The organism is Kitasatospora sp. NPDC051853, from assembly GCF_044452665.1.
In the GTDB taxonomy this organism is placed as follows: domain Bacteria; phylum Actinomycetota; class Actinomycetes; order Streptomycetales; family Streptomycetaceae; genus Kitasatospora.
The window spans coordinates 430,481-453,504 of record NZ_JBITBY010000003.1 but is presented as its reverse complement, the minus strand read 5'-3'; the positions used below and the strand labels follow the sequence as shown (position 1 = coordinate 453,504).

Genomic DNA, 23,024 nt, shown 5'->3' with positions numbered 1-23,024 from the left:
GGGGATGCGGTGCGGGGGAAAGGCAGGCTGCTCCTTGCCGGTGCGCTGGTGGGGCTGTTGGCACTGAGCGGCTGCTCGGAGCAGCAGGAGTCAATGTTCGAGCAGAAGGTCGTCCACGTGGGGACCAAGAACAACCAGCCGGGCACCAGCATGCTGAACACCGATCACAATTGGGAGGGCTTCGACGTCCAGATCGCGAACCGGATCACCAAGGCGCTCGGGTCGGCACCCTTCTTCAACGACGTGGCCTCGGCGGACCGGGAGCAGGTGCTCGTCAGCGGGGCCGACGACCTGGTGGTCGCCACCTACTCGATCACACCGGCCCGCATGGACGTGGTCCACTTCGTCGGACCGTACGCGGTCACCCGGCAGGGCTTCATGGTCCGGGCGGAGAACGGCGGGATCGACAACCTCGAAGCGTTCAAGGACAAGACCGTCTGCAGTTGGACCGGTACCACCTCCCTGGAGGAGCTCAAGATCCTGGCGAGCGGCGGGTTCATCAAGGTGATGGAGATGTCGGACGTGGAGCAGTGCCGGGTGGAACTGATGGCCGGCCGGGCCTTCGCGGTATCCACCGACCAGCTGCTGCTGTACGGACTGGCCCAGCGCGACCCCGGGCTGAAGGTCGTTCCGAAGGTGACCATCGGCGCGAAGAACTACTACGGGGTGGGCATCCGCAAGGACCGTACGGAGGACTGTCGGCGGATCAGGGACTTCTTCGAGGACTACGTGCCCGGCAGCGACTGGACCCGCGACCTGCAGTCCGTCATGCCCGACATCGAGGACCCCGAACGCTTCCGTCCACACCGGCTGGACATCACACGCTTCTCCTGCGTCGACAAGGCCGGTTGACCGGTGCACCGGTGGGGCTCGAGAGCACGAGGCCGCGAGAATCCGGGCCGAGGACGCCTGACTCCCGCCGGAATGACAGGATCCAGCTCAACGTCGTTGAGCTGGATCCTTGTCGGGTGGGCCGCCAGGGGTTCGAACCCTGAACCTACGGATTAAAAGTCCGCAGCTCTGCCAATTGAGCTAGCGGCCCGTTCGGCCTGCGCCACCGTGGTGCCTGGGCGCTGCCACGGTGATCCTACCCGGTGATCCCTCGGCGGCGGCCACCCGTTTGCCTCCGGGCGGTTCGCGCTGGTGGTCCGTCAGGCGGGGGTGGTCAGGCGGGGGTGAGGTGGGCGGCGCGGACGCGGCGGAGCCAGGCCTCGGCCGGCGCCTCGTCGGGTGCCTCGGGGAGGACGCCGGGGCGGGAGAAGCGGTCCTCGGCGTCGGAGAGCAGGGTGGTGGCCAGCGAGGCATCGTCGGCGATCCGCTCGGCCCGGGCGCGGACGGCGTCCGGGTCGGGGAGGCGGATCTCCAGGTGGCCGGTCTCGTGCAGGGTGACGCCCTGGCGGACCAGGCGGATCAGGTGGCGGGCGTGCTTGGCGGCCCGGGCGCGGGAGGCCGTGTCGGAGGGGTCACGGGTGGTCAGTTTCCGGAACTGCTGGGTGGCGTAGCCGAGGTAGGAGTTGCGGACCGCCCGGGCGCTGAGGAAGGAGGTGCGGATGCCGATCAGCTCCTCGCCGAGGGGCGTGCGCACCTCGTGGAGCTCCTCGGGCAGCCAGACCAGCTCGGAGGCGGTCGGATTGCCGCCGAGCGCGAGGCGGCACCACTTGGCGGCCTCATGCAGGGTGCGGTCGGGCGTGGTGGTGACGTGCGACTCGGCGGGGCGGTGCAGGCCGTGGAACTCCTCGGTGGGCGCGGCGAACAGGCCGAGCCGGTCGAGGTCGGAGCCGGCGTGCGCCAGGCCGTACGCGGTGGAACCGACGATGCCGGAGAGCAGGACGTTCACGGGTGTCGCCTCCTCGGCGGCGGGTTCGCGGGACCCGTTCAGTCTGGGGGCGGCCGGCCCGTCGAGTCGAACGGTTATCCGGCCGACCGTCCGTACCGGCCGTCCCGCCACGACCCGCCCGGGCGGCCGCTCCGCGCCGTCGCCGCACCTCGCGCCGATACTGACCCCATGGCGAACCCCGAGCCCGCGCCCGTCCCGATCGAGAAGCTCCGCGCCTGGTGGGCCCACCGGCAGTGGCTGGACGGGGCGCACACCGGAGCCACGCCCGCCGAGGTGCTGACGGCCACCGGCTGGGCCCGCTCGGTCGGCGGCGCGGCCCCGTACCTGGGCCTGTTCGCCCGGGCGGGGCTGGGCCGGGAGGCGGTCGACGGGGCGGTCGCCGCGCTGGAGGTGCACGAGCTGCCCTCCGCCCGGGGCTGCGCCTACCTGCTGCCCGCCGCCGACTTCGCGCTCGGCCTGGCCGCCGGCGCGGGCGCCCCGGAGGGCGAGCTGGCGGCGGCCGAGAAGCACCTGGGCGTGACCAGGCACGAGATCGAGAAGCTCTGCCTGGCGATCTCCCAACTCCTCACCCGGGAAGGTCCGTCGGAGCCGTCGGCGATCCGCTCCGGGGTCGGCGACGCCTCCCGGAGCCTGGGCGAGGCGGGGCGGAAGCGCGGCCAGTCCACCACCCTCCCGCTGGCCCTGGGCCTGCTCCAGGCGCGCGGACTGATCCGCCGGGTGCCGCTCAACGGCCGCCTGGACCAACAGCGTTACGCCTACGCGGCCTGGGACCAACCGGTGGTCGGCTCGGCCGCCGAACTGGCCGAACGGTACTTCTCCTGGGCCGCCCCGGCCTCGGTGAAGCACTTCCGCTGGTTCTCCGGCTTCACCGCCGCCACCGCCAAGGCCGCGCTGGCCCCGCTCGACCTCACCCCGCTGCCCGGCACCGACCTCCTCCTCCCCACCGAACTCGCCGAGGAGTTCCGGGAGTTCGCCGTCCCGGCCGACCCGTACCCCACCCTGCTCGCCGGGATCGACGGCATCCACCTGCTGCACCGCGACCTCCCCCGGCTGCTCGACCCGGCCGACGCCGCCCGCCCCTCCCCCACCGCCAAGGACGGCCGCGGCTTCGGCACCGAGGCCGACCCGCAGAGCCACCTCGTCCTCGACCGGGGCCGGATCGTCGGCCTCTGGGAGTACGACCCGGAGCGGGAGGAGATCGTCCACCAGCTCTTCGTCCCCGCCGACGAGCCGCTGCGCGAGGCGGTCGACCGCACCGAACGGTTCATCCGCGAACAGCTCGGCGACGCCCGGGGGTTCGGCCTGGACTCCCCCAAGAGCCGCGCCCCGAGGATCGCCGCCCTCCGCGCCGCCGCGTCCACCGGCTGACCCGCCGGTGCTCCGTACCCGCCCCGTGGACTACCGTCGCCCCATGAGCGACGAGAACGTGATCCTGATCACCGGCGCCGGCCGTGGCATCGGCGCCGCCACCGCCCTGCTGGCCGCCGAACGCGGCTACCGGGTCTGCGTCAACTACCGCTCCGACGAGGCCTCCGCGGCCTCCGTGGTCGAGCGGATCACCGCCAGCGGCGGCACCGCGCTGGCGGTCCGGGCCGACGTCACCCGCACCGCCGAGGTCGAGCGGCTCTTCGACACCGTGGACCGCGAGCTCGGCACCCTCACCTCCCTGGTCAACAACGCCGGCACCCTCGAGAAGCAGTGCCGCCTGGAGGACCTGGACGAGGAGCGCCTGGCCCGGATCTGGACCGCCAACATCACCGGCCCGTTCCTCTGCGCCGGCGCCGCCGTCCGCCGGATGTCCACCCGCCACGGCGGCAAGGGCGGCGCCATCGTCAACGTCTCCTCCGCCGCCTCCCGGATCGGCTCGCCCAACGAGTACGTCGACTACGCCGCCTCCAAGGGCGCCCTGGACACCATGACCACCGGCCTCTCCCTGGAGGTCGCCGCCGAGGGCATCCGGGTCAACGCCGTCCGCCCCGGCCTGATCCACACCGAGATCCACGCCCTCGGCGGCGAACCCCGCCGGGTCGACCGGGTCGGCCCCCAGCTCCCCATGCGCCGGGGCGGTCAGCCCGAGGAGGTCGCCGAGACCATCCTGTACCTGCTCTCCCCCGTCGCCTCGTACGTCACGGGCGCCTTCATCGACGTGGCCGGCGGCCGCTGAGCCCCGTCCCCGCCACCACCACCGCCACCCGGATAGCACCGCTACCAGGTGCCACCCGGCCGCTACCGTACGACTCATGACCGCTCGTGAGTTCGACGCCGCCCCGCCCGCCCTCACCGTCTCCGACGTCCGCAACTTCCGCGACGCAGGCATCGCCGGCCTGCGCCCCGGCCTGCTCTACCGCTCCGCCTCCCTCAACACCCTCACCCCCGAGGGCGCCCGCCAGCTCGAACGGCTCGGCATCCGCACCGTCATCGACCTGCGCACCACCGCCGAGCGCGCCGCCTGGCCCGACCTCCACCACCACCTCGACCTGGAGGACCTCCACCACCCCCTCCTCCCCGACCAGGACTCCGCCTTCACCTGGCCGAAGACCATGGAGGCCACCTACCGGGCGATGGCCGAACTCGGCGGCCCCTCCATCGCCGCCACCGTCCGCCACTTCGCCGCCGCCGAATCCGGCCCCACCCTCGTGCACTGCGCCGTCGGCAAGGACCGCACCGGCCTCACCATCGCCGTCCTCCAGTCCCTGGCCGGCCTCTCCGAAGCCGACATCCTCGAGGACTTCGTCCGCTCCAACCCCCACCTCGGCCTCGACACCGACGAGCCCGTCTACTACTACGACGAGCACGGCACCCGCCACCGCTCCCTCCCCGTCGCCCCCGAACTCCTCCACCTCGCCCTCGACCACCTCCGCACCACCCACGGCTCCCTCCCCGCCTACCTCGAATCCCACGGCGTCACCCCCGCCGAGATCACCACCGTCGGCGCCCTGCTGCGCGCCTGACCCGGACGGCCGGGCACCCCGCCCGGCCCCCGGACGTTGGGAACGGCGTAGCACCCTTCCAGCACCCAGGAGTTGAGCGGCATGGCGAACTTCCCCACCGGTACGGCCAGCACGGCGGTCGCGGCGGCCGGTCTGATCGGCGGCTACGGGGCGGCCCGGTGGAGCGGACGGCGGGAGCTGGGCGGGGCGGTGCTGGCGGCGGCCGGGGCGGCTGCGGCGGTGGGGTGGAAGCGGCAGTCGGGGGCGGCGGTGGCGGCCGGGCTGACGGGGCTGTACGTGGCGGCCTTCGGCGGCTCGCACCCGCTGGCGAAGAGGATCGGGGCCTGGCCGTCGGTGTTCGCGGTGACCGGGGTGGTGGCCGCCGCCTCGACCGTGGCCGGGGCGGCGGCCGGGCGCCGCTGAGCACGTACCGGAGCGGCTGCCAGGAGCCGCTGGGAGCCGGTTGCCGCTGAAGGAACGTCAGGAGGCGAAGCGGGCCTCGAAGGCGGCGCGGTTGGCGGAGACCGGGGTACGGTCCCAGACGGCGAAGACCACCCGGGTGAAGGGGGCGCCGTGGGTGGCCAGGGCCTGGTCGAAGGCCTCGGCGACCTCGGCCGGGTCGTTGGCGAAGACGCCGCAGCCCCAGGCGCCGAGCACCAGCTCCCGCACCCCGTGCGCCGCCGCGACCCCGAGCACCCGCCGGGCCCGCTCCACCAGCACCTCCCGCACGTCCACCTTCTGCCCCGCCCCCTCCGCCCGCCGCGCCAGCTGGCCGGCGTTGGGGGCGGGTGAGGTGAGGAAGGAGACGGTGTACGGCCGGGCGCGCAGGGCGCCGTGCCCGTCCCGGATCACCGGCACGTCCGGCGACCAGATCACCCGGTGGCTGTAGCGCAGGTCGGTGGAGGCCCGGTGCGCCTCGTAGTAGTCGGGGGCGGCCAGCAGGCAGTGGTAGAGCAGGGCGGACCGGCAGAGGTCCTCCTCCTGGGCGCGGGCGCCGCGCAGGTAGCCGCCGCCGGGGTTGCGGGCCGAGGCGAAGTTGAGCACCGCCACCGGGCCGCCGCCGCCCGGCACGGAGAGCCGCTCGGCGGCGGCCATGCTGCCCTCGGCGGTCACCTCCACCGCCCCGGTGAACGACCCCTCCCCGTCGAAGTCCTGTTCCGGCCCGTACGAGACGGTGCCGGCCCGCGCGGCCGCGAGCGCCTCCCCGATCCCGACGCCCTGCCCGCTCCCGGGCAGCCGGTACTCGCCCGCTGCGGCGATCTCCTCGTTCACGACGGCGACTTGGTGCAGTCTGCTACTCATACCGCCCGACGCTAGGGGACGTCCGACCCCCCGTCACCCGGATAAACGCGGACGGGCCCGCCCCACCGGAGTGGAACGGGCCCGTCGGGAACCTACGGAGCGTCAGCTCTTCCAACGCGGCTTGCGGTCGCCGCCGTTGAAGCTGCCCGAGCGGTTGTCGCGGTCGCGGTTGAAGCCGCGGTCGCGGTCGCCGCCGAAGGAACGGCCGCCACGGTCGTCACGGTTGAAGCCACCCTGCGGACGGCCACCGGAGCGGTGGTCGTCGCGGCGGGCGAACGGACGGCTGCCGCCGCCACGGTTGTCGCGGTCACCGAAGGACGGACGGTCGCCACCGAAGGAGCGGCCGCCGCGGTCGTCGCGGTTGAAGCCGCCCGAGCGGTTGTCGCGGTCGCCACCGAAGGAACGGCCACCACGGTCGTCACGGTTGAAGCCGCCCGAACGGTTGTCACGGTCGCGGTTGAAGCCACCGGAACGCTCGTCACGGTTGAAGCCACCGGTGCGCGGGGCACGGTCGCGGTCGCCACCGAAGGAACGGCCGCCACGGTCGTCACGGTTGAAGCCGCCCGAACGGTTGTCACGGTCGCCACCGAAGGAACGGCCACCACGGTCGTCACGGTCCCGGCCGAAGCCGCGGTCACGGTCGCCACCGAAGGAACGGCCGCCACGGTCGTCACGGTTGAAACCGCCGGTGCGCGGGGCACGGTCGCGGTCGCCGCCGAAGGAACGGCCACCACGGTCGTCACGGTCCCGGCCGAAGCCGCGGTCGCGGTCCCGGTCACGGTCGCCGAAGGACGGACGCTCGTTGCGCGCCTCGCGGTACGACGGGGTCCGCTCGGCGGCGGCCTCGGCGGCCACCGGGGCGGCGGTCTCGACGGCCGCGCCCTCCGGCGCCTCGGCGTCGGCCTCGGCGGCCGGCTCGTCCTCGATGCCCAGCTCGGCCCGCTCGCGCGCCGCACGGGCGGCCAGGCGGTCGGCCTCCTCGCGCAGCTCGGTGGCGCGGCGCTGCGCGCGCTCCAGCTGACGGGTCATCTCGGCGACCTCGCGCTCGGCGGCACCGGCGATGCCGGAGGCCGACTCGGCCTGCACCTCGACCAGCGAGCGGGCACCGGTGATCCGGGCCACCTCGGCGTCGAAGGCGTGGTCGAGGATGTGGCGCGAGGCGTCGACGCCCGCGTCCTCCATCAGGCGGAAGACGCCGCGGCGCTGGTGCGGGAGCACCAGGGTGACGACGGTGCCGGAGCGGCCGGCACGGGCGGTGCGGCCGGAGCGGTGCAGGTAGTCCTTGTGGTCACCGGCCGGGTCCACGTTGAGGACCAGGTCGATGCCGTCGACGTGGATGCCGCGGGCGGCGACGTCGGTGGCGACGACCACGTTGACGTAGCCGTCCTTGAAGTCGCCGAGGACGCGGGTACGGGCGCCCTGGGTCATCCCGCCGTGCAGCGCGTCGGCCTTCACGCCGGCCTCGATGAGCTGCTCGGCGACGCGGTCGGCGCCCATCTGGGTGCGGACGAAGATGATGGTGCGGCCCTTGCGGGCGGCGATCGCGTTGGTGATCGGCGCCTTGTCCTTGGGCTTCACCACGAGGATGTGGTGGGTCATGGTGGTGACCGCGCCGGCCGAGGGGTCGACCTCGTGGGTGACCGGGCTGTTCAGGTAGCGCTTGACCAGGGTGTCGATCTCGTTCTCCAGGGTGGCGGAGAACAGCAGGCGCTGGCCGCCGGCCGGCACCTGGTCGAGGATCTCGGTGACCTCGGGCAGGAAGCCCATGTCGGCCATCTGGTCGGCCTCGTCGAGCACCGCGACCTGGACGTCGTCGAGCTTGGCGGAGTTGCGGTTGATCAGGTCGCGCAGACGGCCGGGGGTGGCCACCAGCACGTCGACGCCGCGCTCCAGCGCGTAGATCTGGTTCGACATCGAGGTGCCGCCGCAGACGACCTTGAGCTTGAGGCCGAGCACCGAGCCGAACGGCTCCAGGGCGTCGGCGACCTGCATGGCCAGCTCACGGGTCGGGACCAGGATCAGGCCGCGCGGGTGCTTGGGCTTGGTGCGCTCGCCGTCCGCCAGGCGGGTCAGCAGCGGGAGGCCGAAGCTCAGGGTCTTGCCGGAGCCGGTGCGGCCACGACCGAGGACGTCCTTGCCGGCCAGCGCGTCCGGGATGGTGGCGGCCTGGATCGGGAACGGGGTGGTGACGCCGCGCTTGGCGAGCGCCCGGACGACGTCGTCCGGCAGACCCAGGTCACCGAAGGTGAGGGTGGGCTCGGCGGCCTCGGCCTCGGTGGCCTCGGTCTCGACGGCCTCGGGGGTGTCGATGGAGTCGGTGGCCTCGACCTCGGTCTCGAGGGAGGCGGTGTCGGCGGCGTCCGAACCGTTCGCGGGCATGCTGAAGCGGTCGTCGTCAACGAGAGACATGCAAAACCTTCCGGAAGTGGCACGCGCCAAAGTCCGGGGTTCTGTTCACAACCGCCTCTATGCGGTCAGCCACGGATCGCCGGAACGCGCCAAGGGCGCCAGATGGGAGTAGGGCGCCAATCAAATGGATCAAACTAACGATCTACCACCATACGGGAACCTCCGGATCAAAGGCAAACCTGCTGGCCAGGCCGTTATCAGCCAGCCGGACTGGCACTCGGGGCAGTGGTTCCGGGGTCGATCGGGGTGGGGTCCGGGGTCGGCGAGGCGGCCGGCGGGGTGGGGCTGGAGGTGGGTTCCGGGGTCGGGGAGGCGGCGGCCGTGGGCGAGGGACTGGGCTGACCGTGCTCGCCGCCCGAGCCCCTGGACGGCGAGGGGGAGGCCGAGGCGACCGGGTCGCCGGGGCTGGCCGGGGCGCTTCCCACCATCACCGGCACGGGCGCCGGCTGGCCGGCCCCGGGCACCTCCGCGCCGGGCGTGGCCCCGGGCGCTCCGGCCTGCGCCGAGGCGCTCGCGCCCCCCGCACGCTCCACCCGCTGGCCGGTCACCGTCTTCCCGGGGGCGTGCGTCCCGCCCGTGCCCTTCCCCGGCGCGCCGGTCTGGCCGACCGGACGGCCGCTCACCTGCGCGTCCGAGGAGGGCGAGCCGCCGACCGACATGCAGCCGGCCATGCCCACCCCGGCCAGCGCCAGCACCGCCCCGGCCCGGGCCGCCCGGACCACCCGTGCCATCCGCGCACCCTGGCCCGCCATCTGATCCGCCGTCACCTGGGCACCTCCCCTGCTCGGCGGCACGCGCCGACGCGGCACCCGCCGCGCCCGGTCCACCTGCGGTGACCAACGCGCACCGGTCGGCCAGGACACGGGCGTCCCCCGAACGCCCCACCAGGGCACCGGCATCCGACCGACCGTCAGAACACCCGTGCGCCAAGGCCGCCGCCGCCCCCGCACCGGACGAACGCCCGTACGGGACGGACGCCCGGGCGCCGGGTCAGAACGCCCCGGCCAGCGCCGCCCCGGCCCAGACCGCCGCCAGCCCGGCCGCCACCGTGCCGAGCGCGTTCAGCAGCGCCGCCCGCCGGGGCCCGGCCTCGGCCAGCCGCAGCGTCTCCCAGGAGAAGGTCGAGTACGTGGTGAGCGCCCCGCAGAACCCGGTGCCGAGCAGCAACTGCCCCCGGGCGCCGCAGACCCCGGCCACCAGCCCGAGCAGCAGCGAGCCGGCCACGTTCACCGCGAAGGTGCCCCAGGGCAGCGCCGCCCCGTAGCGGGCCCGCAGCGTACGGTCCGTCAGGTACCGCAGCGGGGCGCCGGCCAGCGCGCCCGCCGCCACCAGCAGCCAGTTCACCCCGCCCTCCCCCGCCCCGCCAGCCGCCTGGTCACCGCGGCCGCCGCCCACACCGCCGCCAGCGCCCCCAGCAGGGTGGCCGCCGCGTACGCCGCCGCGAGCGGCAGCCGGCCGCCGTCGGCCAGCCGGTGCACGTCCAGCGCGTAGGCGGAGAAGGTGGTGAAGCCGCCGAGCACCCCGGTGCCGAGGAACGGCCGGACCAGCCGGTGCGGCTGCCGCACCTCGGTGACCAGCACCATCAGCACGCCCATCGCGGCGCAGCCCAGCACGTTGACCGCCCAGGTGGACCAGGGGAAGGCCCCGGCCGCCGCCGGCCGGAGCAGCCCGGCCCCGTACCGCGCCAGCGCCCCGAGCACCCCGCCGAGCGCGACCACCAGGACGACCGGGCCCTCGCCCTGCCGCCACTCCCGCCGCTCCGCCCTCACCCGCACCACCCCAGTGAAGCACCGACACGCCGACCGTCCGGCGAACCACCGTCGCCGATGATCTGGCACACCGTCACCCCACGCCCGACAATGGACCGGTGGACATGACCCGGGACGAGTTCGAGACGCTGGTCGCCGATGCCCTGGACCAGATCCCGCCGCAGCTCGCGGCGATGATGGACAACGTCGCGGTCTTCGTCGAGGACGAGCCCGACCCCTCCGACCCCGACCTGCTCGGGCTCTACGAGGGCACGCCGCTGACCGAACGCGGCGAGTGGTACGCCGGGGTGCTGCCCGACCGGATCATCGTCTACATGGGCCCGACCCTCCGGATGTGCGACACCCGGGAGGAGATGGTGGCCGAGGTCCGCACCACCGTGATCCACGAAGTGGCCCACCACTTCGGCTTCGACGACCACGAGCTGCACGAACTCGGCTGGTCCTGAGCCCGCGACCCGCCCACCTCCGCCGTAACCGTTTTGGCGTTCCCGACCGGCATCCCATATGCTTCTCACGTCCCCGACCGGTGCGAGTCACCCGGACGGGCCGCAAGCCCTCATCGTCTAGTGGCCCAGGACGTCGCCCTTTCAAGGCGGTAGCACGGGTTCGAATCCCGTTGGGGGCACGCAGTACCCGTAGTACAGTCAGTGCAGCAAGACCGGACGCAAGTCCGACCAAGGTCCTGTGGAGCAGTTGGTTAGCTCGCCACCCTGTCAAGGTGGAGGTCGCGGGTTCAAGTCCCGTCAGGATCGCTCGTCCCGCGAGGGACGGTGCAGTACGGCCAGGTAGCTCAGTTGGTACGAGCGTCCGCCTGAAAAGCGGAAGGTCGCCGGTTCGACCCCGGCCCTGGCCACAGCGTGAGCCCCGAAGCGGAAGCTTCGGGGCTCTTCTGTTTCCCGGCTCCTGGCGCCCCGTCACCCCGCTCCGACCCGGGGCCCCGCAGGGCCCCGGCCGGCGTGCCGGGGGCGCTGAGGGTGCGTCAGAGGTCCTTGCGGCGGTAGAAGCCGTACTCGGTCCCCATGGTGGCCACCCGCGAGACGGTGCCGGAGCGGCTGGCGTTCTCGATCGCGATGTACTTGGTGTGGGACTCGTCCACCCAGCCGCCGAAGAGGATGGTGTGGCCGTCGTTGATCAGGGCGTCGCCCGGCTTGAGGTCGTTCTTGGAGATCTTCTCCGAGACGCTCGGGTCCATCAGGGCGGTGGTGTTGAGCCCGCCGTAGGAGCCGGGGTCGAGACCCCAGGCGGCGCTGACGAAGCCGGAGCAGTCGACCCGGTAGTGGTCGGTGATGGCGCCCTGGCTGTAGCCGAGCTTCATGTCGACGCGCTTCATGGCGCGCTCCAGGATGTCGTGCCGCTCGTCCGAGAGGCCGTCCATCTGGGGGCGGACCAGGGCGCCCTTGCCCTCGCCGTTGTGCGGGTGCTTGCCGTAGGAGTCCTTGCCGCGGGCCCAGTCCTCCCAGCTGTCACCGTTGATGTAGCGGACGTTCTTGTCCCCGGTGGTGTGGTCCTTGTACTTGCTGTGGTCGCCGTTGCCGTCGGGGCGGGTGCTGCCGCCACCGCCGCCGTCCCCGCCACCGGTCCCGTGGCCCCCGCCACCGCCGCTGCCGTGGCCGCCGCCACCGCCGTTCCCGCTGCCCTTGCCATTGCCGTTGCCGGCTATCTCGGTGGGGGCGGGGGGTTGCTGCTTCTCCTTGTCCTTCATCTCGTCGTGCACCTTCCGCTCCGCTTCGGTGTACTCCTTGATGACCGACTTGATCTTCTCGGCGTCCTGGGCGATGCCCTGGCTGAGCTTCTCCTTGGTCTCCATCAGGTGCCGAGCCCGCTTCTCCACCTCCTTCGCGTCACTCAGCACGTCGTACGCGATGGCGAAGCCGGCTATGCCGGCCAGCGGGCTGACCGACAGGTCGACGGCGACCGCCTTGGCCAGGGTGGACTGGATCTTCCCGAGCTTCGCCTGGAGCTCCGCCATCCTCCGACTGGTCTCCTGCCAGTCCTTCTGGATCCTGCCGAGCTCCTGCAACTGGACGCCGAACTGCTCACCGGCCATGGTCCCCGTACCCCTTGTCGTCCTGGTGAATGCGCTGTCGGTCAGAAGCTGGCGAGCCGCTTGACCGCCTGGCTCAGTCCTTCGAGCTCGTCGGCCACGCCGGAGATCTCGCGGACCCGGCCCTGGGCGTGGTTGACGAAGGCGTCGGCCGCCGGGCCGTGCCAGGTCAGGTGGCCGAGGGCGGTGTTGACGTCCTTGCCGAGCTTGTCGAACTCCTTGCCCAGCTCGGCCAGTTCGGCGGCGATCTGGTTCAGTTCGTCCTCGCCGCCGCCGAACATCTCGCCGAGCGCCCACCGGGCGATCTCGGCCGGGGCCATCACGATGTCCTTGACCAGCTTGGCGCCCGAGGTCACCAGACCCACGGCGTCGTCCCATGCCGCACTGAAGAAGTTCAAAGCCGCTCCCCCGGAACCTCACGTCGAAAAGAAAAGGATGACAATCCGTCAAAAGGCTATCGGACCGCCCTGCCAGTGCGGAGCACGCAGGGGTGGCCCGAGCCGCACGGCACTGCTACAACGAGCGGACCCCGGACGCCAGCACGGCGACCGCCTCCAGCGCGAGCCGCCCGTCCGGCCCGGCCTGGGCCGCGGCCAGCCGGTCGTACTCCCGCTTGAGCCCGGCGGCCCGCTGGGCCGGCAGTCCGGCCACCACCAGACCGATGTTGGCCACCCCGCCGGCCGGGCCGGCCCACCAGTCCTCCGGGTCCACCTCGTACGTCCAGGCCAGCTCCCGGCCGGCCGGCTCCGCCCAGCCCGCCTCCGCGAGCAGCCCGGCCAGCCCCTCCGGAGTGCGCTCGAAGGCCACCGGCACCGCCGGGAAGGCGGGGCGCTCCACCTCTCCGGCCTCCAGCGCCTGGTTGAACAGGTCCATCGCGTGGTTCCCGGTCGCGTGCCAGAGCGTGACGGCCACCCGCCCGCCGGGGCGCACGACCCGGCGCAGCTCGGCCAGCGCGGCCACCGGGTCGGCCACGTGGTTGACCACGAAGTTGGCCACCACCGCATCGAACTCACCGTCCCCGAAGGGGAGTTCCGGCAGCTGGGCGAGCGAGACCGGCACCTCGGGCAGCCGCTCGGCCGCCACCTTCACCATCTGCGGCTCGGCGTCCACCGCCGTCACCTCGGCCCCCAGGGCCAGCGCGGCCGCCGCCGCGTTGCCCGTGCCGGTGCCGACGTCCAGCAGCCGCACCCCGGGGCCGGCCCCGGCCGCCGCCAGCAGGGCCGGCAGCGACCCGGCGCAGAGCCCCGCGAACCCCCGGGAGTACGCCTGCGCCACCCCGTCGCCGCCCCACATCCGCCGCTCGTGCACGTCGAAGTCCTGCACACCCGCTCCTGCCGTCGATCGATGGTCCACCGGAAGAGGACGCAGCCGGACGCCGTCCGGCTCCCTCCCGGGCCGGCCGAACAGCAGGAACGCCCTGCGGGCGGAGGGTGCGGCGGGCGGTCTGTGACACTGGAGGGGCTCGAAAACCGAGGTGCGCCCGCCCGCTCCTCCTTGCGAACCTAGAGGGATGTCCGCAGTGAGTTCTCCCGTAGCCCAGCCCGCCGAGGCCCCGAAGGCGCCCAGCATCGGGGAGCTGGCCGCCCGGCTGCCCGAGCTGACGCTGCGTGACCAGCAGCGGATCGGCCGCCGCCTGGACGGCGCCCGCCGGGTCCGCAAGCCCGAGGCCCGGGAGGCCATCGCGGCCGAGCTGGCCACCGAGATCGACCGGGCCGAGCAGCGGATGGCCCAGCGCCGCGCCTCGGTGCCGGTGATCCGCTACCCCGCCGAGCTGCCGGTCAGTCAGAAGAAGGACGACATCCTGGCGGCCGTCCGCGACCACCAGGTGGTGATCGTCGCGGGCGAGACCGGCTCCGGCAAGACCACCCAGATCCCGAAGATCTGCCTGGAGCTCGGCCGCGGTGTGAAGGGCCTGATCGGCCACACCCAGCCGCGCCGGATCGCGGCCCGCACGGTGGCCGAGCGCGTCGCCGAGGAGCTGGACACCCCGCTCGGCGAGGCGGTCGGCTGGAAGGTCCGGTTCACCGACCAGGCCGGGCCGAACACCCTGGTCAAGCTGATGACGGACGGCATCCTGCTGGCCGAGATCCAGACCGACCGGGACCTGCGCCAGTACGACACCCTGATCATCGACGAGGCCCACGAGCGCAGCCTCAACATCGACTTCCTGCTCGGCTACCTCAAGCAGCTGCTCCCCCGCCGCCCCGACCTCAAGGTCGTGATCACCTCCGCGACCATCGACCCGGAACGCTTCGCCGAGCACTTCGACGACGCCCCGATCATCGAGGTCTCCGGCCGCACCTATCCGGTCGAGGTCCGCTACCGCCCGGTCCTGGAGGAGGACGAGGACGGCGAGGAGATCGACCGCGACCGGGACCAGGTCCAGGCGATCTGCGACGCGGCCCAGGAGCTCCAGGCCGAGGGCCCCGGCGACATCCTGGTCTTCCTCTCCGGCGAGCGCGAGATCCGCGACACCGCCGACGCCCTCAACAAGCTCAAGCTCAAGTTCACCGAGGTCCTCCCGCTCTACGCCCGGCTCAGCTCCGCCGAGCAGCACCGGGTCTTCCAGCGCTCCAACTCCCGCCGGATCGTGCTGGCCACCAACGTCGCCGAGACCTCGCTGACCGTCCCCGGCATCAAGTACGTGATCGACCCGGGCACCGCCCGGATCTCCCGCTACAGCCACCGCACCAAGGTCCAGCGCCTCCCGATCGAGGCGGTCAGCCAGGCCAGCGCCAACCAGCGCAAGGGCCGCTGCGGCCGCACCTCGGACGGCATCTGCATCCGGCTCTACTCGGAGGAGGACTTCCTCTCCCGCCCCGAGTTCACCGACGCCGAGATCCTGCGCACCAACCTCGCCTCGGTCATCCTCCAGATGACCGCGGCCGGCCTCGGCGACATCGCCGCCTTCCCGTTCCTCGACCCGCCGGACTCGCGCAACATCAAGGACGGCGTCAACCTGCTCCACGAGCTGGGCGCCATCGACCCGGACGAGAAGGACCACCGCAAGCGGCTCACCCCGCTCGGCCGCAAGCTGGCCCAGCTCCCGGTGGACCCGCGGATGGCCCGCATGGTGCTGGAGGCCGACCGCCTGGGCGTGGTCCGGGACGTCATGGTGATCGCCGCCGCGCTCTCCATCCAGGACCCGCGCGAGCGCCCGGCCGAGAAGCGCCAGGCCGCCGACGACCGGCACCGCCGGTTCAACTCGGAGACCTCCGACTTCCTGGCCTACCTGGCGATGTGGCGCTACGTCAGGGAGCAGCAGAAGGAGCTCTCCTCCTCCGCGTTCCGCCGGATGTGCAAGACCGAGTTCCTCAACTACCTGCGGATACGGGAGTGGCAGGACCTCTACACCCAGCTCCGCACCGTCGCCAAGCAGCTCGGCGTCACCTTCGAGGAGCCGCACGACGACCAGGAGCCGGACGCCGACCGGATCCACCAGGCGCTGCTCACCGGCCTGCTCTCCCACCTCGGCCTGTACGACGTGGAGAAGCGCGAGTACGGCGGCGCCCGCGGCGCCCGGTTCGCGATCTTCCCCGGCTCGGGCCTGTTCAAGAAGCCCCCGCGCTGGGTGATGTCCGCCGAGCTGGTGGAGACCTCCCGCCTGTGGGCGCGGATGAACGCCAAGATCGAGCCCGAGTGGGTCGAGCCGCTGGCCGGCCACCTGATCAAGCGCAGCTACAGCGAGCCGCACTGGGAGAAGAAGGCCGGCGCGGTGATGGCCTTCGAGAAGGTCACCCTCTACGGGATGCCGATCGTCGCCCAGCGCAAGATCAACTACGGCCGGATCGACCCCGAGCTCTGCCGCGAGCTGTTCATCCGCAACGCCCTGGTCGAGGGCGACTGGGAGACCCACCACCGCTTCTGGGGCGAGAACCGCACGCTGCTCAGCGAGGTCGAGGAACTGGAGAACCGGGCCCGCCGCCGCGACATCATGGTGGACGACCAGACCCTGTTCGACTTCTACGACGCCCGGCTGCCGGAGGAGATCGTCTCCACCCGGCACTTCGACTCCTGGTGGAAGAAGGCCCGGCACGAGCAGCCGGACCTGCTCAACTTCGAGAAGTCGATGCTCATCAACGACTCGGCGGACGGCGTCACCGAGGCGGACTACCCGGACTACTGGCAGCAGGGGAAGCTGAAGTTCAAGCTGACCTACCAGTTCGAGCCCGGCAGCGACGCCGACGGCGTGACCGTCCACATCCCGCTCCCGGTGCTCAACCAGGTCACCGCCGAGGGCTTCGACTGGCAGATCCCCGGCCTGCGGGCCGAGCTGGTCACCGCGTACATCCGGGCCCTGCCCAAGGCGATCCGGCGCAACTTCGTGCCCGCCCCGGACTTCGCCGCCGCCGCGCTGCGCCAGGTGAAGGACCGTCAGGAGCCGCTGCTGCCCACCCTGGAACGGATCCTCAAGCGGATGACCGCCATCACCATCCCGCCGGAGGCCTGGGACGACGAGCGCGTCCCGGACCACCTGCGGATCACCTTCCGGGTGGTGGACGGCAAGAAGAAGCTGGCCGAGTCCAAGGACCTCGAGGACCTGCGCCTGAAGCTCAAGCCCAAGCTCAAGGAGACCCTCTCCTCGGCCGCCTCCGGCCAGGGCATCGAGCGCACCGGCCTGACCTCCTGGCCGGCCGGCCTGCCGGTGCTCCAGCGCACCTTCGAGCAGCGCTCCCGCGGCCACTCGCTGCGCGCCTACCCGGCGTTGGTGGACGAGAAGGACTCGGTGGCCATCCGGCTGTTCGACACCCCCGAGGCCCAGCAGCAGGCGATGTGGGCGGGCACCCGGCGGCTGCTGATGCTGACCGTCAACTCCCCCGCCAAGTCCATCCAGGGCCGTCTGGGCAACCAGGCCAAGCTGGCCCTCTCGCACAGCCCGCACGGCTCGATCCCGGCGCTGTTCGAGGACATCGTCTCGGCCGCCACCGACCGCCTGATGACCCTTCACGGCGGGCCGGCCTGGGACGAGGCGGCCTTCACCAAGCTCTACGACAAGGTCCGCGCCGACCTGTACGAGCTGGCCGCCGACACCACCCTGAAGACCGCCACCGCCCTGATCGCCTTCCACAAGGCCTCCACCCGGCTCAAGTCGGTCTCCAGCCCGGTCCTGCTCAGCGCCGTCAACGACGTCCGCCTGCACCTGGCCTCGCTGGTCCACCCCGGCTTCGTCACCGACACCGGCTGGCAGCGCCTGCCCGACCTCAAGCGCTACCTGCTGGCCGTCGACCGCCGCCTGGAGGCCCTGCCCAACCACCCCCAGCGCGACCTCCAGCACCTGGCCAAGGTCCAGCAGCTCCAGGACGCCTACGGCGACCTGCTCGCCAAGGTCCCGGCCGGCCAGGAGCCCTCGGCCGAACTGCGGGCGGTCCGCTGGATGATCGAGGAGCTCCGGGTCAGCTTCTTCGCCCAGGGCCTGGGCACTCCGACGCCCGTCTCGGAGAAGCGGATCCTCAAGGCGATGGAGGCCGCGGCGAGCACGCTCTAGAGCCGGTTTTACCTGGACCCCAGGCATGCAGTACGATCTGTCTTGTTCGCAAGCGGGAGCAGGCGAACAAGACAGATCGACCAAGCAACATCCTGGTCCTGTGGAGCAGTTGGTTAGCTCGCCACCCTGTCAAGGTGGAGGTCGCGGGTTCAAGTCCCGTCAGGATCGCAGTGCAGGAGAGGCCCGGAACCGTCAGGTTCCGGGCCTCTTCGCGTTGCCCTCGCAGCGGCCCTGGCCGGTACGTCAGGAAGGTCTAGACCACAAGGTAACGGGCCTGTGACCGTCGTCACTTATCTTTTCTTGAGGCCGGACACTCCAGCCCCCCTCCGAGGGTCGTCTAATTTAATATGTAAAATTGCACATGTAATTACCCCTATTTCCCCCCACCCCCACACGCCCCAATAGGAACACTGCATTCCGGACATGCCGAAGGGGCCGCATCCCTGACCCGGCGGAGTCAGGCACACGGCCCCTTGCGGTGAACGTCTTAAAAGGCCCCTGAGGGCCCCTCTCAGGCCTCGGTACGCTGCGCCGGAATACCGGCCAGCAGGGCACGCACCTCCGCCTCGCGGTACCGGCGGTGGCCGCCGAGGGTGCGGATGGACGTGAGCTTGCCCGCCTTGGCCCAGCGGGTGACCGTCTTCGGGTCCACGCGGAACATGGTGGCGACCTCTGCCGGCGTCAGCAGGGGCTCGGCGTCAGGGGTACGAGCGGTCATGAGCGGCCTCCTCGGGAGAACCGAACCAGGGCGGTTCTATCCTTCAAATTCTGCACCTTGACCCGCGATGCCCGAAATGGCATAGACGGGCCGAGTCGGTAATAGGACGAACGGCTTGTCCTGGTGTCTACAACTACACCATTCGTCCAGCCCCATCGGCCAAACCGCCAAAATTGACCCCTCACGGGTTCAAGCGCGACGGATGGCCATGGACCACCCCATAACGGACAGTCACCAAATGGTGACAAGCGGTTATGGAGGACCAGACCCAACTGATTCCCCGCAAAGAGCGCACTGCCGTCAGATCCACCCAAAAGTGGACACACCCGAGTGAACTTGGGCTGGTTGTCCCATTTTTACACATAGGCGTAAGTAAGCGTCAACGGTGAGTAGTGTCACGTTCGAGGGGTATTGACCCGAACCGGGACCTAGGTCCCGACCATCGACACCAAAGGTCCCAACCATCATCACCCGTCCTGCTGACACCCCTGCCCGCTCCGGGGGCTGACCTACCGTCAGCTGGCGTACCGAAGTGCGTGGACCCGCCGCCAGCGATCGGTGACCGACTCGTACATCCGGGCCGCCTCGCGCCCGTCGCCGGCCCGCAGCGCGGCCACCCCGGCCTCGATCTCCCCCACCGAGTCCTCCTCGGCCAGCGCCGCCGCGCCGAGCAGGTGCACCAGGCCGCCGTAGTCCAGCTCCACCAGCGAGCGCGGGTGGAACTCCTCCAGCCAGCGCCCCAGTTCCTCCACCCCTCCCGCCAGCGCCGCGCTCGGCACCCGCTCGCGCAGCGCCCGGTACCCCCGGGCCACCCGGCGGCGGGCCTGCGCCATCGGGGTCAGGTAGAAGAGGGCGGCCGGCGGCCCGCCCGGCTCGGCCGGCAGGTGGCAGCGGTCCTCGGTGCCGAGCGGCAGGAACCAGCGCACCGGCACCTCCCAACGGCTCGTCAGGATCCACGGCCGGGCGTCCGGGTGCCCGGCCCGCCAGCGCTCCCGGTCGGCCTGCGCGGCGGCCCGCACGGCGGGTGGCAGCACGGTGTCCAGCAGCGAGGCCGGCAGCTCCTCGGCCAGCTCCTCCAACGCCTGCCAGCTGCGCAGCCGGGTGGCCCACGGGCAGACGTACGTCACCCCGTCCACCACCCGCACGAAGGCCCGCTCGCTCTCCCGCTCCGGCAGCGGCCGGGGCGTCCGGGAGAGCAGCTCGGCCAGCGCCGCGCGCTGCTCGGCCAGCACCGCCGGGGCCACCGCCTGGCCCGGTTCCGCCGCGTCCGGCCCGTAGCGGGCCGCGTAGGACTGCCAGCGGGCCCGTTCCGGCCCCTCGTAGGCGGCCAACGGCTCGTACACGCGCAGGTGCGCGGCGTAGGGCGGGAGCACTGATGTGCGCACAGCGGTCACGCCTCGCATCGTCGCACGGCGGACCGCCGCAGGGGGGCAGCTCGGGCACCCCCGCCGGAGCTAGCATTCCGGCAGGCGCCCACACCACAGCAGTGGGCCACAGATACTGGAGTCACCACAGTGACCGACGTACAGATCTCGTCCGCCACGCACCCCGCACCCGGTGTGCTGAGCAGGATCTTCCGTACCGAGCAGGACGGCGCCCCCGGCGACGGCCACGAGCAGGTCGTCCTCTGCCACGACCGCTCCTCCGGCCTGAAGGCCATCATCGCCATCCACTCCACCGCCCTGGGCCCGGCCCTCGGCGGCACCCGCTTCTACCCGTACGCCTCCGAGGAGGCGGCGCTCGAGGACGCGCTCAACCTCTCGCGCGGGATGAGCTACAAGAACGCGCTGGCCGGCCTCGACCTGGGCGGCGGCAAGGCCGTCATCATCGGCGACCCGAACAAGGTCAAGAACGAGGCGATGCTCCGTGCCTACGGGCGCTTCGTCGAGTCGCTGCGCGGCCGCTACATCACCGCCTGCGACGTGGGCACCTACGTCCAGGACATGGACGTGATCGCCCGCGAGACCGAGTTCGTCACCGGCCGCTCGCCCGAGCACGGCGGCGCCGGCGACTCCTCCATCCTCACCGCCTTCGGCGTCTTCCAGGGCATGCGCGCCTCCGCCCAGGCCCGCTGGGGCCAGCCCACCCTGCGCGGCAAGCGGGTCGGCGTCTCGGGCGTCGGCAAGGTCGGCCACTACCTGGTCGGCCACCTGGTCGCGGACGGCGCCACCGTGGTCGTCACGGACGTCTCCGAGGCCGCCGTGAACCGGGTCCGGGCCGCCCACCCGGACGTCGAGGTGGTCGCGGACACCGCGGCCCTGCTCGGCTCCCGGCTGGACGTCTACGCCCCCTGCGCGCTCGGCGGCGCGCTGGACGACCACACCGTCGCCGCCCTCGGCGAGGCCGGCACCTCGGTGGTCTGCGGCGCGGCCAACAACCAGCTGGCCCACCCGGGCGTGGAGAAGGACCTGGCCGGCCGCGGCATCCTCTACGCGCCCGACTACCTGGTGAACTCCGGCGGCGTGATCCAGGTGGCCGACGAGATCGAGGGCTTCAACTTCGAGCGTGCCAAGAACAAGGCCACGAAGATCTTCGACACCACCCTGGAGATCTTCACCCGGGCCGCCGCCGACGGCGTCCCGCCGGCCGTCGCGGCCGACCGCCTGGCCGAGAAGCGGATGCGCGAGATCAGCGCGCTCCGCTCGGTGCTGCTGCCCGGCGCGCGCCGGGGCTGACGCCCCCGGGCCCAGGGTCACGATGTGGAACCGGATTCTCGTTCGGTAGCCCGATCGGGCGATCCTGGGCCCCCCGCCGGGGGATAATCGGTCACGGAACAACGGACCTGGGCAGGCTCTGAACGGCCTGTGAAAGCCCGAAAACCCCCGTGTGACCTGGAAGGACCTGGTTTCGGGGGGTGTCGGTGCGCGCCACGTCACACGGGCGACGTACCGTTCGGCGACGGAAACAGGTACCGTTAATGCTCCAAGGGACGGTTCTCCCACTTCGGGTAGGACCGCACCTGATCATGGATACGTGTCAGACTCGGGGCCGTGAGCCCCATCGTTGAGGGGGTCGACCCATGGGGCGCGGCCGGGCCAAGGCCAAGCAGACGAAGGTCGCCCGCGAGCTGAAGTACAACAGCGGCGGGTTCGACGCAAACCGTCTCTCCAGCGAGCTGGGCGTATCAACACCGCCTCCCGCTCCGGTCAAGCCGGAGCCCATCGAGGAGGACGACGACCCGTACGCGGCGTACGCGGATCGTTACAACGACTACGACGACGAGGAAGCGGACTCGGGCAGTCAGCCCGGTCGTCGCTGACCACGCCTTCGGAAGACCGGCTCGACCACCCCGCAGGGTGACGGGCCGGTCTTCGGCGTTCCCCGGCACCGGCCTGCCCCGGACACGCCGAAGGGCCCCCGGAGGGGCCCCTCGGACCTACGGTCAGACCAGCTCGAAGCCGTCGTAGGAGTTGTACAGCGCCGCGCCGTCCGCGTGCTCGTCGGTGCGGTCCACCACGTCGCCCAGCAGCCAGGCCTCGACGCCCCGGTCCGCCAGGACCGAGAGCACCACGTCGACCGACTCCGGCGGCACCACGGCCACCATGCCGACGCCCATGTTCAGGGTCTTCTCGATCTCCAGGGCGGCCATGTTGCCGACCTTCGCCACGGTCTGGAAGACCGGCAGCGGGGACCAGGTGCCGCGGTCCAGGCGGGCGTGCAGGCCGGCCGGGATCACCCGGGCCAGGTTGGCCGCCAGGCCGCCGCCGGTGACGTGCGAGAAGGCGTGGATCTCGGTCGCCCGGGTGAGCGCCAAGCAGTCCAGCGAGTAGATCCGGGTCGGCTCCAGCAGTTCCTCGCCGAGGGTCCGGCCGAACTCCTCGACCTGGCGGTCCAGCGACCACTTGGCCTGGTTCAGCAGCACGTGGCGCACCAGCGAGTAGCCGTTGGAGTGCAGGCCCGAGGCGGCCATCGCGATCACCACGTCGCCGGCCCGGACGCGGTCGGCGCCCAGCAGCTTGTCGGCCTCCACCACACCGGTGCCGGCGCCCGCGACGTCGTAGTCGTCCGGCCCGAGCAGGCCCGGGTGCTCGGCGGTCTCGCCGCCGACCAGCGCACAGCCGGCCAGCGTGCAGCCCTCGGCGATGCCCTTGACGATCGCCGCGACCCGCTCCGGGACGACCTTGCCCACGCAGATGTAGTCGGTCATGAAGAGCGGCTCGGCGCCGCAGACCACCAGGTCGTCGACGACCATGCCGACCAGGTCGTGGCCGATGGTGTCGTGCTTGTCCATCGCCTGGGCGATGGCCACCTTGGTCCCGACCCCGTCGGTCGCCGAGGCCAGCAGCGGACGCTCGTAGCGCTTGAAGGCGGAGGCGTCGAAGAGCCCGGCGAAGCCGCCGAGGCCGCCGACCACCTCGGGGCGGTCGGCCTTCTTCACCCACTGCTTCATCAGCTCGACCGCGCGGTCGCCGGCCTCGATGTCGACACCTGCGGCGGCGTAGGTGGCACCGCTCTGGTTGCTGGTCACGTGCTGTGGCCCTTTCGGGTCAGGGGTGGGGGTACGAGAACTGCACCGCCCCGGCCTTGGGG

General features: G+C 72.0%; 21 protein-coding genes and 5 tRNA genes. 13 read left to right on the top strand and 13 right to left on the bottom strand.

What is annotated here, in order from left to right; translation table 11 throughout:
* Window positions 1-93 precede the first annotated feature (93 nt).
* A complete protein-coding gene (locus ACIA8O_RS11045; RefSeq protein WP_396293362.1) occupies window positions 94-852 on the top strand; it encodes a transporter substrate-binding domain-containing protein in 759 nt (252 codons plus the stop codon).
* 117 nt (window positions 853-969) lie between these two features.
* Here the strand turns inward: ACIA8O_RS11045 and ACIA8O_RS11040 are convergent.
* Window positions 970-1,042: transfer RNA gene (locus ACIA8O_RS11040), tRNA-Lys, on the bottom strand.
* 123 nt (window positions 1,043-1,165) lie between these two features.
* Window positions 1,166-1,879, bottom strand: coding sequence for a DNA polymerase beta superfamily protein (locus tag ACIA8O_RS11035; protein ID WP_396293598.1), 714 nt, complete (start codon window positions 1,877-1,879; stop codon window positions 1,166-1,168).
* A gap of 126 nt (window positions 1,880-2,005) precedes the next feature.
* On the opposite strand from ACIA8O_RS11035, the gene ACIA8O_RS11030 reads away from it, so the two are divergent.
* From ACIA8O_RS11030 to ACIA8O_RS11015, 4 genes are all read left to right on the top strand, one after another.
* On the top strand, window positions 2,006-3,205 hold the full coding sequence (locus tag ACIA8O_RS11030) for a DNA glycosylase AlkZ-like family protein (RefSeq protein WP_396293361.1): 1,200 nt from the start codon (window positions 2,006-2,008) through the stop codon (window positions 3,203-3,205).
* 43 nt (window positions 3,206-3,248) lie between these two features.
* Entirely contained in the window at window positions 3,249-4,001 is a 753-nt protein-coding gene (locus tag ACIA8O_RS11025) for an SDR family oxidoreductase (protein WP_396293360.1), read from the top strand.
* 76 nt (window positions 4,002-4,077) lie between these two features.
* Window positions 4,078-4,788: a tyrosine-protein phosphatase gene (locus tag ACIA8O_RS11020; protein WP_396293359.1), complete on the top strand. Its 711-nt coding sequence runs from the start codon at window positions 4,078-4,080 to the stop codon at window positions 4,786-4,788.
* An 81-nt stretch (window positions 4,789-4,869) separates the two neighbouring features.
* Window positions 4,870-5,190: a hypothetical protein gene (locus ACIA8O_RS11015; protein WP_396293357.1), complete on the top strand. Its 321-nt coding sequence runs from the start codon at window positions 4,870-4,872 to the stop codon at window positions 5,188-5,190.
* Between the two features lie 57 nt (window positions 5,191-5,247).
* Here ACIA8O_RS11015 and ACIA8O_RS11010 read toward each other — a convergent pair whose 3' ends face one another.
* The 5 genes from ACIA8O_RS11010 to crcB (ACIA8O_RS10990) all read right to left on the bottom strand — a co-directional run bounded on the left by ACIA8O_RS11010 (window position 5,248) and on the right by crcB (ACIA8O_RS10990) (window position 10,247).
* On the bottom strand, window positions 5,248-6,069 hold the full coding sequence (locus tag ACIA8O_RS11010; RefSeq protein ID WP_396293356.1) for a TIGR02452 family protein: 822 nt from the start codon (window positions 6,067-6,069) through the stop codon (window positions 5,248-5,250).
* Between the two features lie 102 nt (window positions 6,070-6,171).
* Entirely contained in the window at window positions 6,172-8,478 is a 2,307-nt protein-coding gene (locus ACIA8O_RS11005; RefSeq protein WP_396293355.1) for a DEAD/DEAH box helicase, read from the bottom strand.
* Window positions 8,479-8,675: 197 nt separating this feature from the next.
* Window positions 8,676-9,245, bottom strand: a complete 570-nt coding sequence (locus ACIA8O_RS11000; RefSeq protein WP_396293354.1) for a hypothetical protein — start codon at window positions 9,243-9,245, stop codon at window positions 8,676-8,678.
* A gap of 223 nt (window positions 9,246-9,468) precedes the next feature.
* Window positions 9,469-9,822, bottom strand: coding sequence for a fluoride efflux transporter CrcB (gene crcB, locus ACIA8O_RS10995; protein ID WP_396293353.1), 354 nt, complete (start codon window positions 9,820-9,822; stop codon window positions 9,469-9,471).
* Window positions 9,819-10,247 carry a fluoride efflux transporter CrcB gene (crcB, locus tag ACIA8O_RS10990; protein ID WP_396293352.1) on the bottom strand — a complete coding sequence of 143 codons (429 nt, stop codon included), beginning with the start codon at window positions 10,245-10,247 and terminating at the stop codon, window positions 9,819-9,821. The genes crcB (ACIA8O_RS10995) and crcB (ACIA8O_RS10990) overlap by 4 nt, the downstream gene beginning before the upstream one ends.
* A gap of 104 nt (window positions 10,248-10,351) precedes the next feature.
* Between crcB (ACIA8O_RS10990) and ACIA8O_RS10985 the strand changes: the two genes are divergently transcribed.
* The 4 genes from ACIA8O_RS10985 to ACIA8O_RS10970 all read left to right on the top strand — a co-directional run bounded on the left by ACIA8O_RS10985 (window position 10,352) and on the right by ACIA8O_RS10970 (window position 11,100).
* On the top strand, window positions 10,352-10,693 hold the full coding sequence (locus ACIA8O_RS10985) for a metallopeptidase family protein (RefSeq protein ID WP_396293597.1): 342 nt from the start codon (window positions 10,352-10,354) through the stop codon (window positions 10,691-10,693).
* A gap of 106 nt (window positions 10,694-10,799) precedes the next feature.
* Window positions 10,800-10,872: transfer RNA gene (locus ACIA8O_RS10980), tRNA-Glu, on the top strand.
* A gap of 53 nt (window positions 10,873-10,925) precedes the next feature.
* Window positions 10,926-10,999: transfer RNA gene (locus ACIA8O_RS10975), tRNA-Asp, on the top strand.
* A 27-nt stretch (window positions 11,000-11,026) separates the two neighbouring features.
* Window positions 11,027-11,100 (top strand) — tRNA-Phe (locus ACIA8O_RS10970).
* A 126-nt stretch (window positions 11,101-11,226) separates the two neighbouring features.
* On the opposite strand, the gene ACIA8O_RS10965 is transcribed toward ACIA8O_RS10970, so the two are convergent.
* From ACIA8O_RS10965 to ACIA8O_RS10955, 3 genes are all read right to left on the bottom strand, one after another.
* Window positions 11,227-12,294, bottom strand: coding sequence for a hypothetical protein (locus ACIA8O_RS10965; protein WP_396293351.1), 1,068 nt, complete (start codon window positions 12,292-12,294; stop codon window positions 11,227-11,229).
* 41 nt (window positions 12,295-12,335) lie between these two features.
* Window positions 12,336-12,689: a hypothetical protein gene (locus ACIA8O_RS10960; RefSeq protein ID WP_345290665.1), complete on the bottom strand. Its 354-nt coding sequence runs from the start codon at window positions 12,687-12,689 to the stop codon at window positions 12,336-12,338.
* Between the two features lie 115 nt (window positions 12,690-12,804).
* A complete protein-coding gene (locus ACIA8O_RS10955; RefSeq protein ID WP_396293350.1) occupies window positions 12,805-13,614 on the bottom strand; it encodes a class I SAM-dependent methyltransferase in 810 nt (269 codons plus the stop codon).
* Between the two features lie 187 nt (window positions 13,615-13,801).
* Between ACIA8O_RS10955 and hrpA the strand changes: the two genes are divergently transcribed.
* Window positions 13,802-17,776, top strand: a complete 3,975-nt coding sequence (gene hrpA / locus ACIA8O_RS10950; RefSeq protein WP_396293349.1) for an ATP-dependent RNA helicase HrpA — start codon at window positions 13,802-13,804, stop codon at window positions 17,774-17,776.
* A 94-nt stretch (window positions 17,777-17,870) separates the two neighbouring features.
* Window positions 17,871-17,944: transfer RNA gene (locus ACIA8O_RS10945), tRNA-Asp, on the top strand.
* Window positions 17,945-18,287: 343 nt separating this feature from the next.
* Here the strand turns inward: ACIA8O_RS10945 and bldC are convergent.
* Window positions 18,288-18,494 carry a developmental transcriptional regulator BldC gene (gene bldC, locus ACIA8O_RS10940; protein ID WP_014137253.1) on the bottom strand — a complete coding sequence of 69 codons (207 nt, stop codon included), beginning with the start codon at window positions 18,492-18,494 and terminating at the stop codon, window positions 18,288-18,290.
* 515 nt (window positions 18,495-19,009) lie between these two features.
* On the bottom strand, window positions 19,010-19,897 hold the full coding sequence (locus ACIA8O_RS10935) for a hypothetical protein (protein ID WP_396293348.1): 888 nt from the start codon (window positions 19,895-19,897) through the stop codon (window positions 19,010-19,012).
* Window positions 19,898-20,008: 111 nt separating this feature from the next.
* Here ACIA8O_RS10935 and ACIA8O_RS10930 point away from each other — a divergent pair, with 111 nt between their 5' ends.
* Complete coding sequence (locus ACIA8O_RS10930; protein WP_396293346.1) at window positions 20,009-21,169, top strand: Glu/Leu/Phe/Val dehydrogenase dimerization domain-containing protein; 1,161 nt, start codon at window positions 20,009-20,011, stop codon at window positions 21,167-21,169.
* 344 nt (window positions 21,170-21,513) lie between these two features.
* Window positions 21,514-21,753, top strand: coding sequence for a DUF3073 domain-containing protein (locus ACIA8O_RS10925; protein WP_396293345.1), 240 nt, complete (start codon window positions 21,514-21,516; stop codon window positions 21,751-21,753).
* 123 nt (window positions 21,754-21,876) lie between these two features.
* Here ACIA8O_RS10925 and purM read toward each other — a convergent pair whose 3' ends face one another.
* On the bottom strand, window positions 21,877-22,962 hold the full coding sequence (gene purM / locus ACIA8O_RS10920; RefSeq protein ID WP_396293344.1) for a phosphoribosylformylglycinamidine cyclo-ligase: 1,086 nt from the start codon (window positions 22,960-22,962) through the stop codon (window positions 21,877-21,879).
* Between the last annotated feature and the right edge of the window lie 62 nt (window positions 22,963-23,024).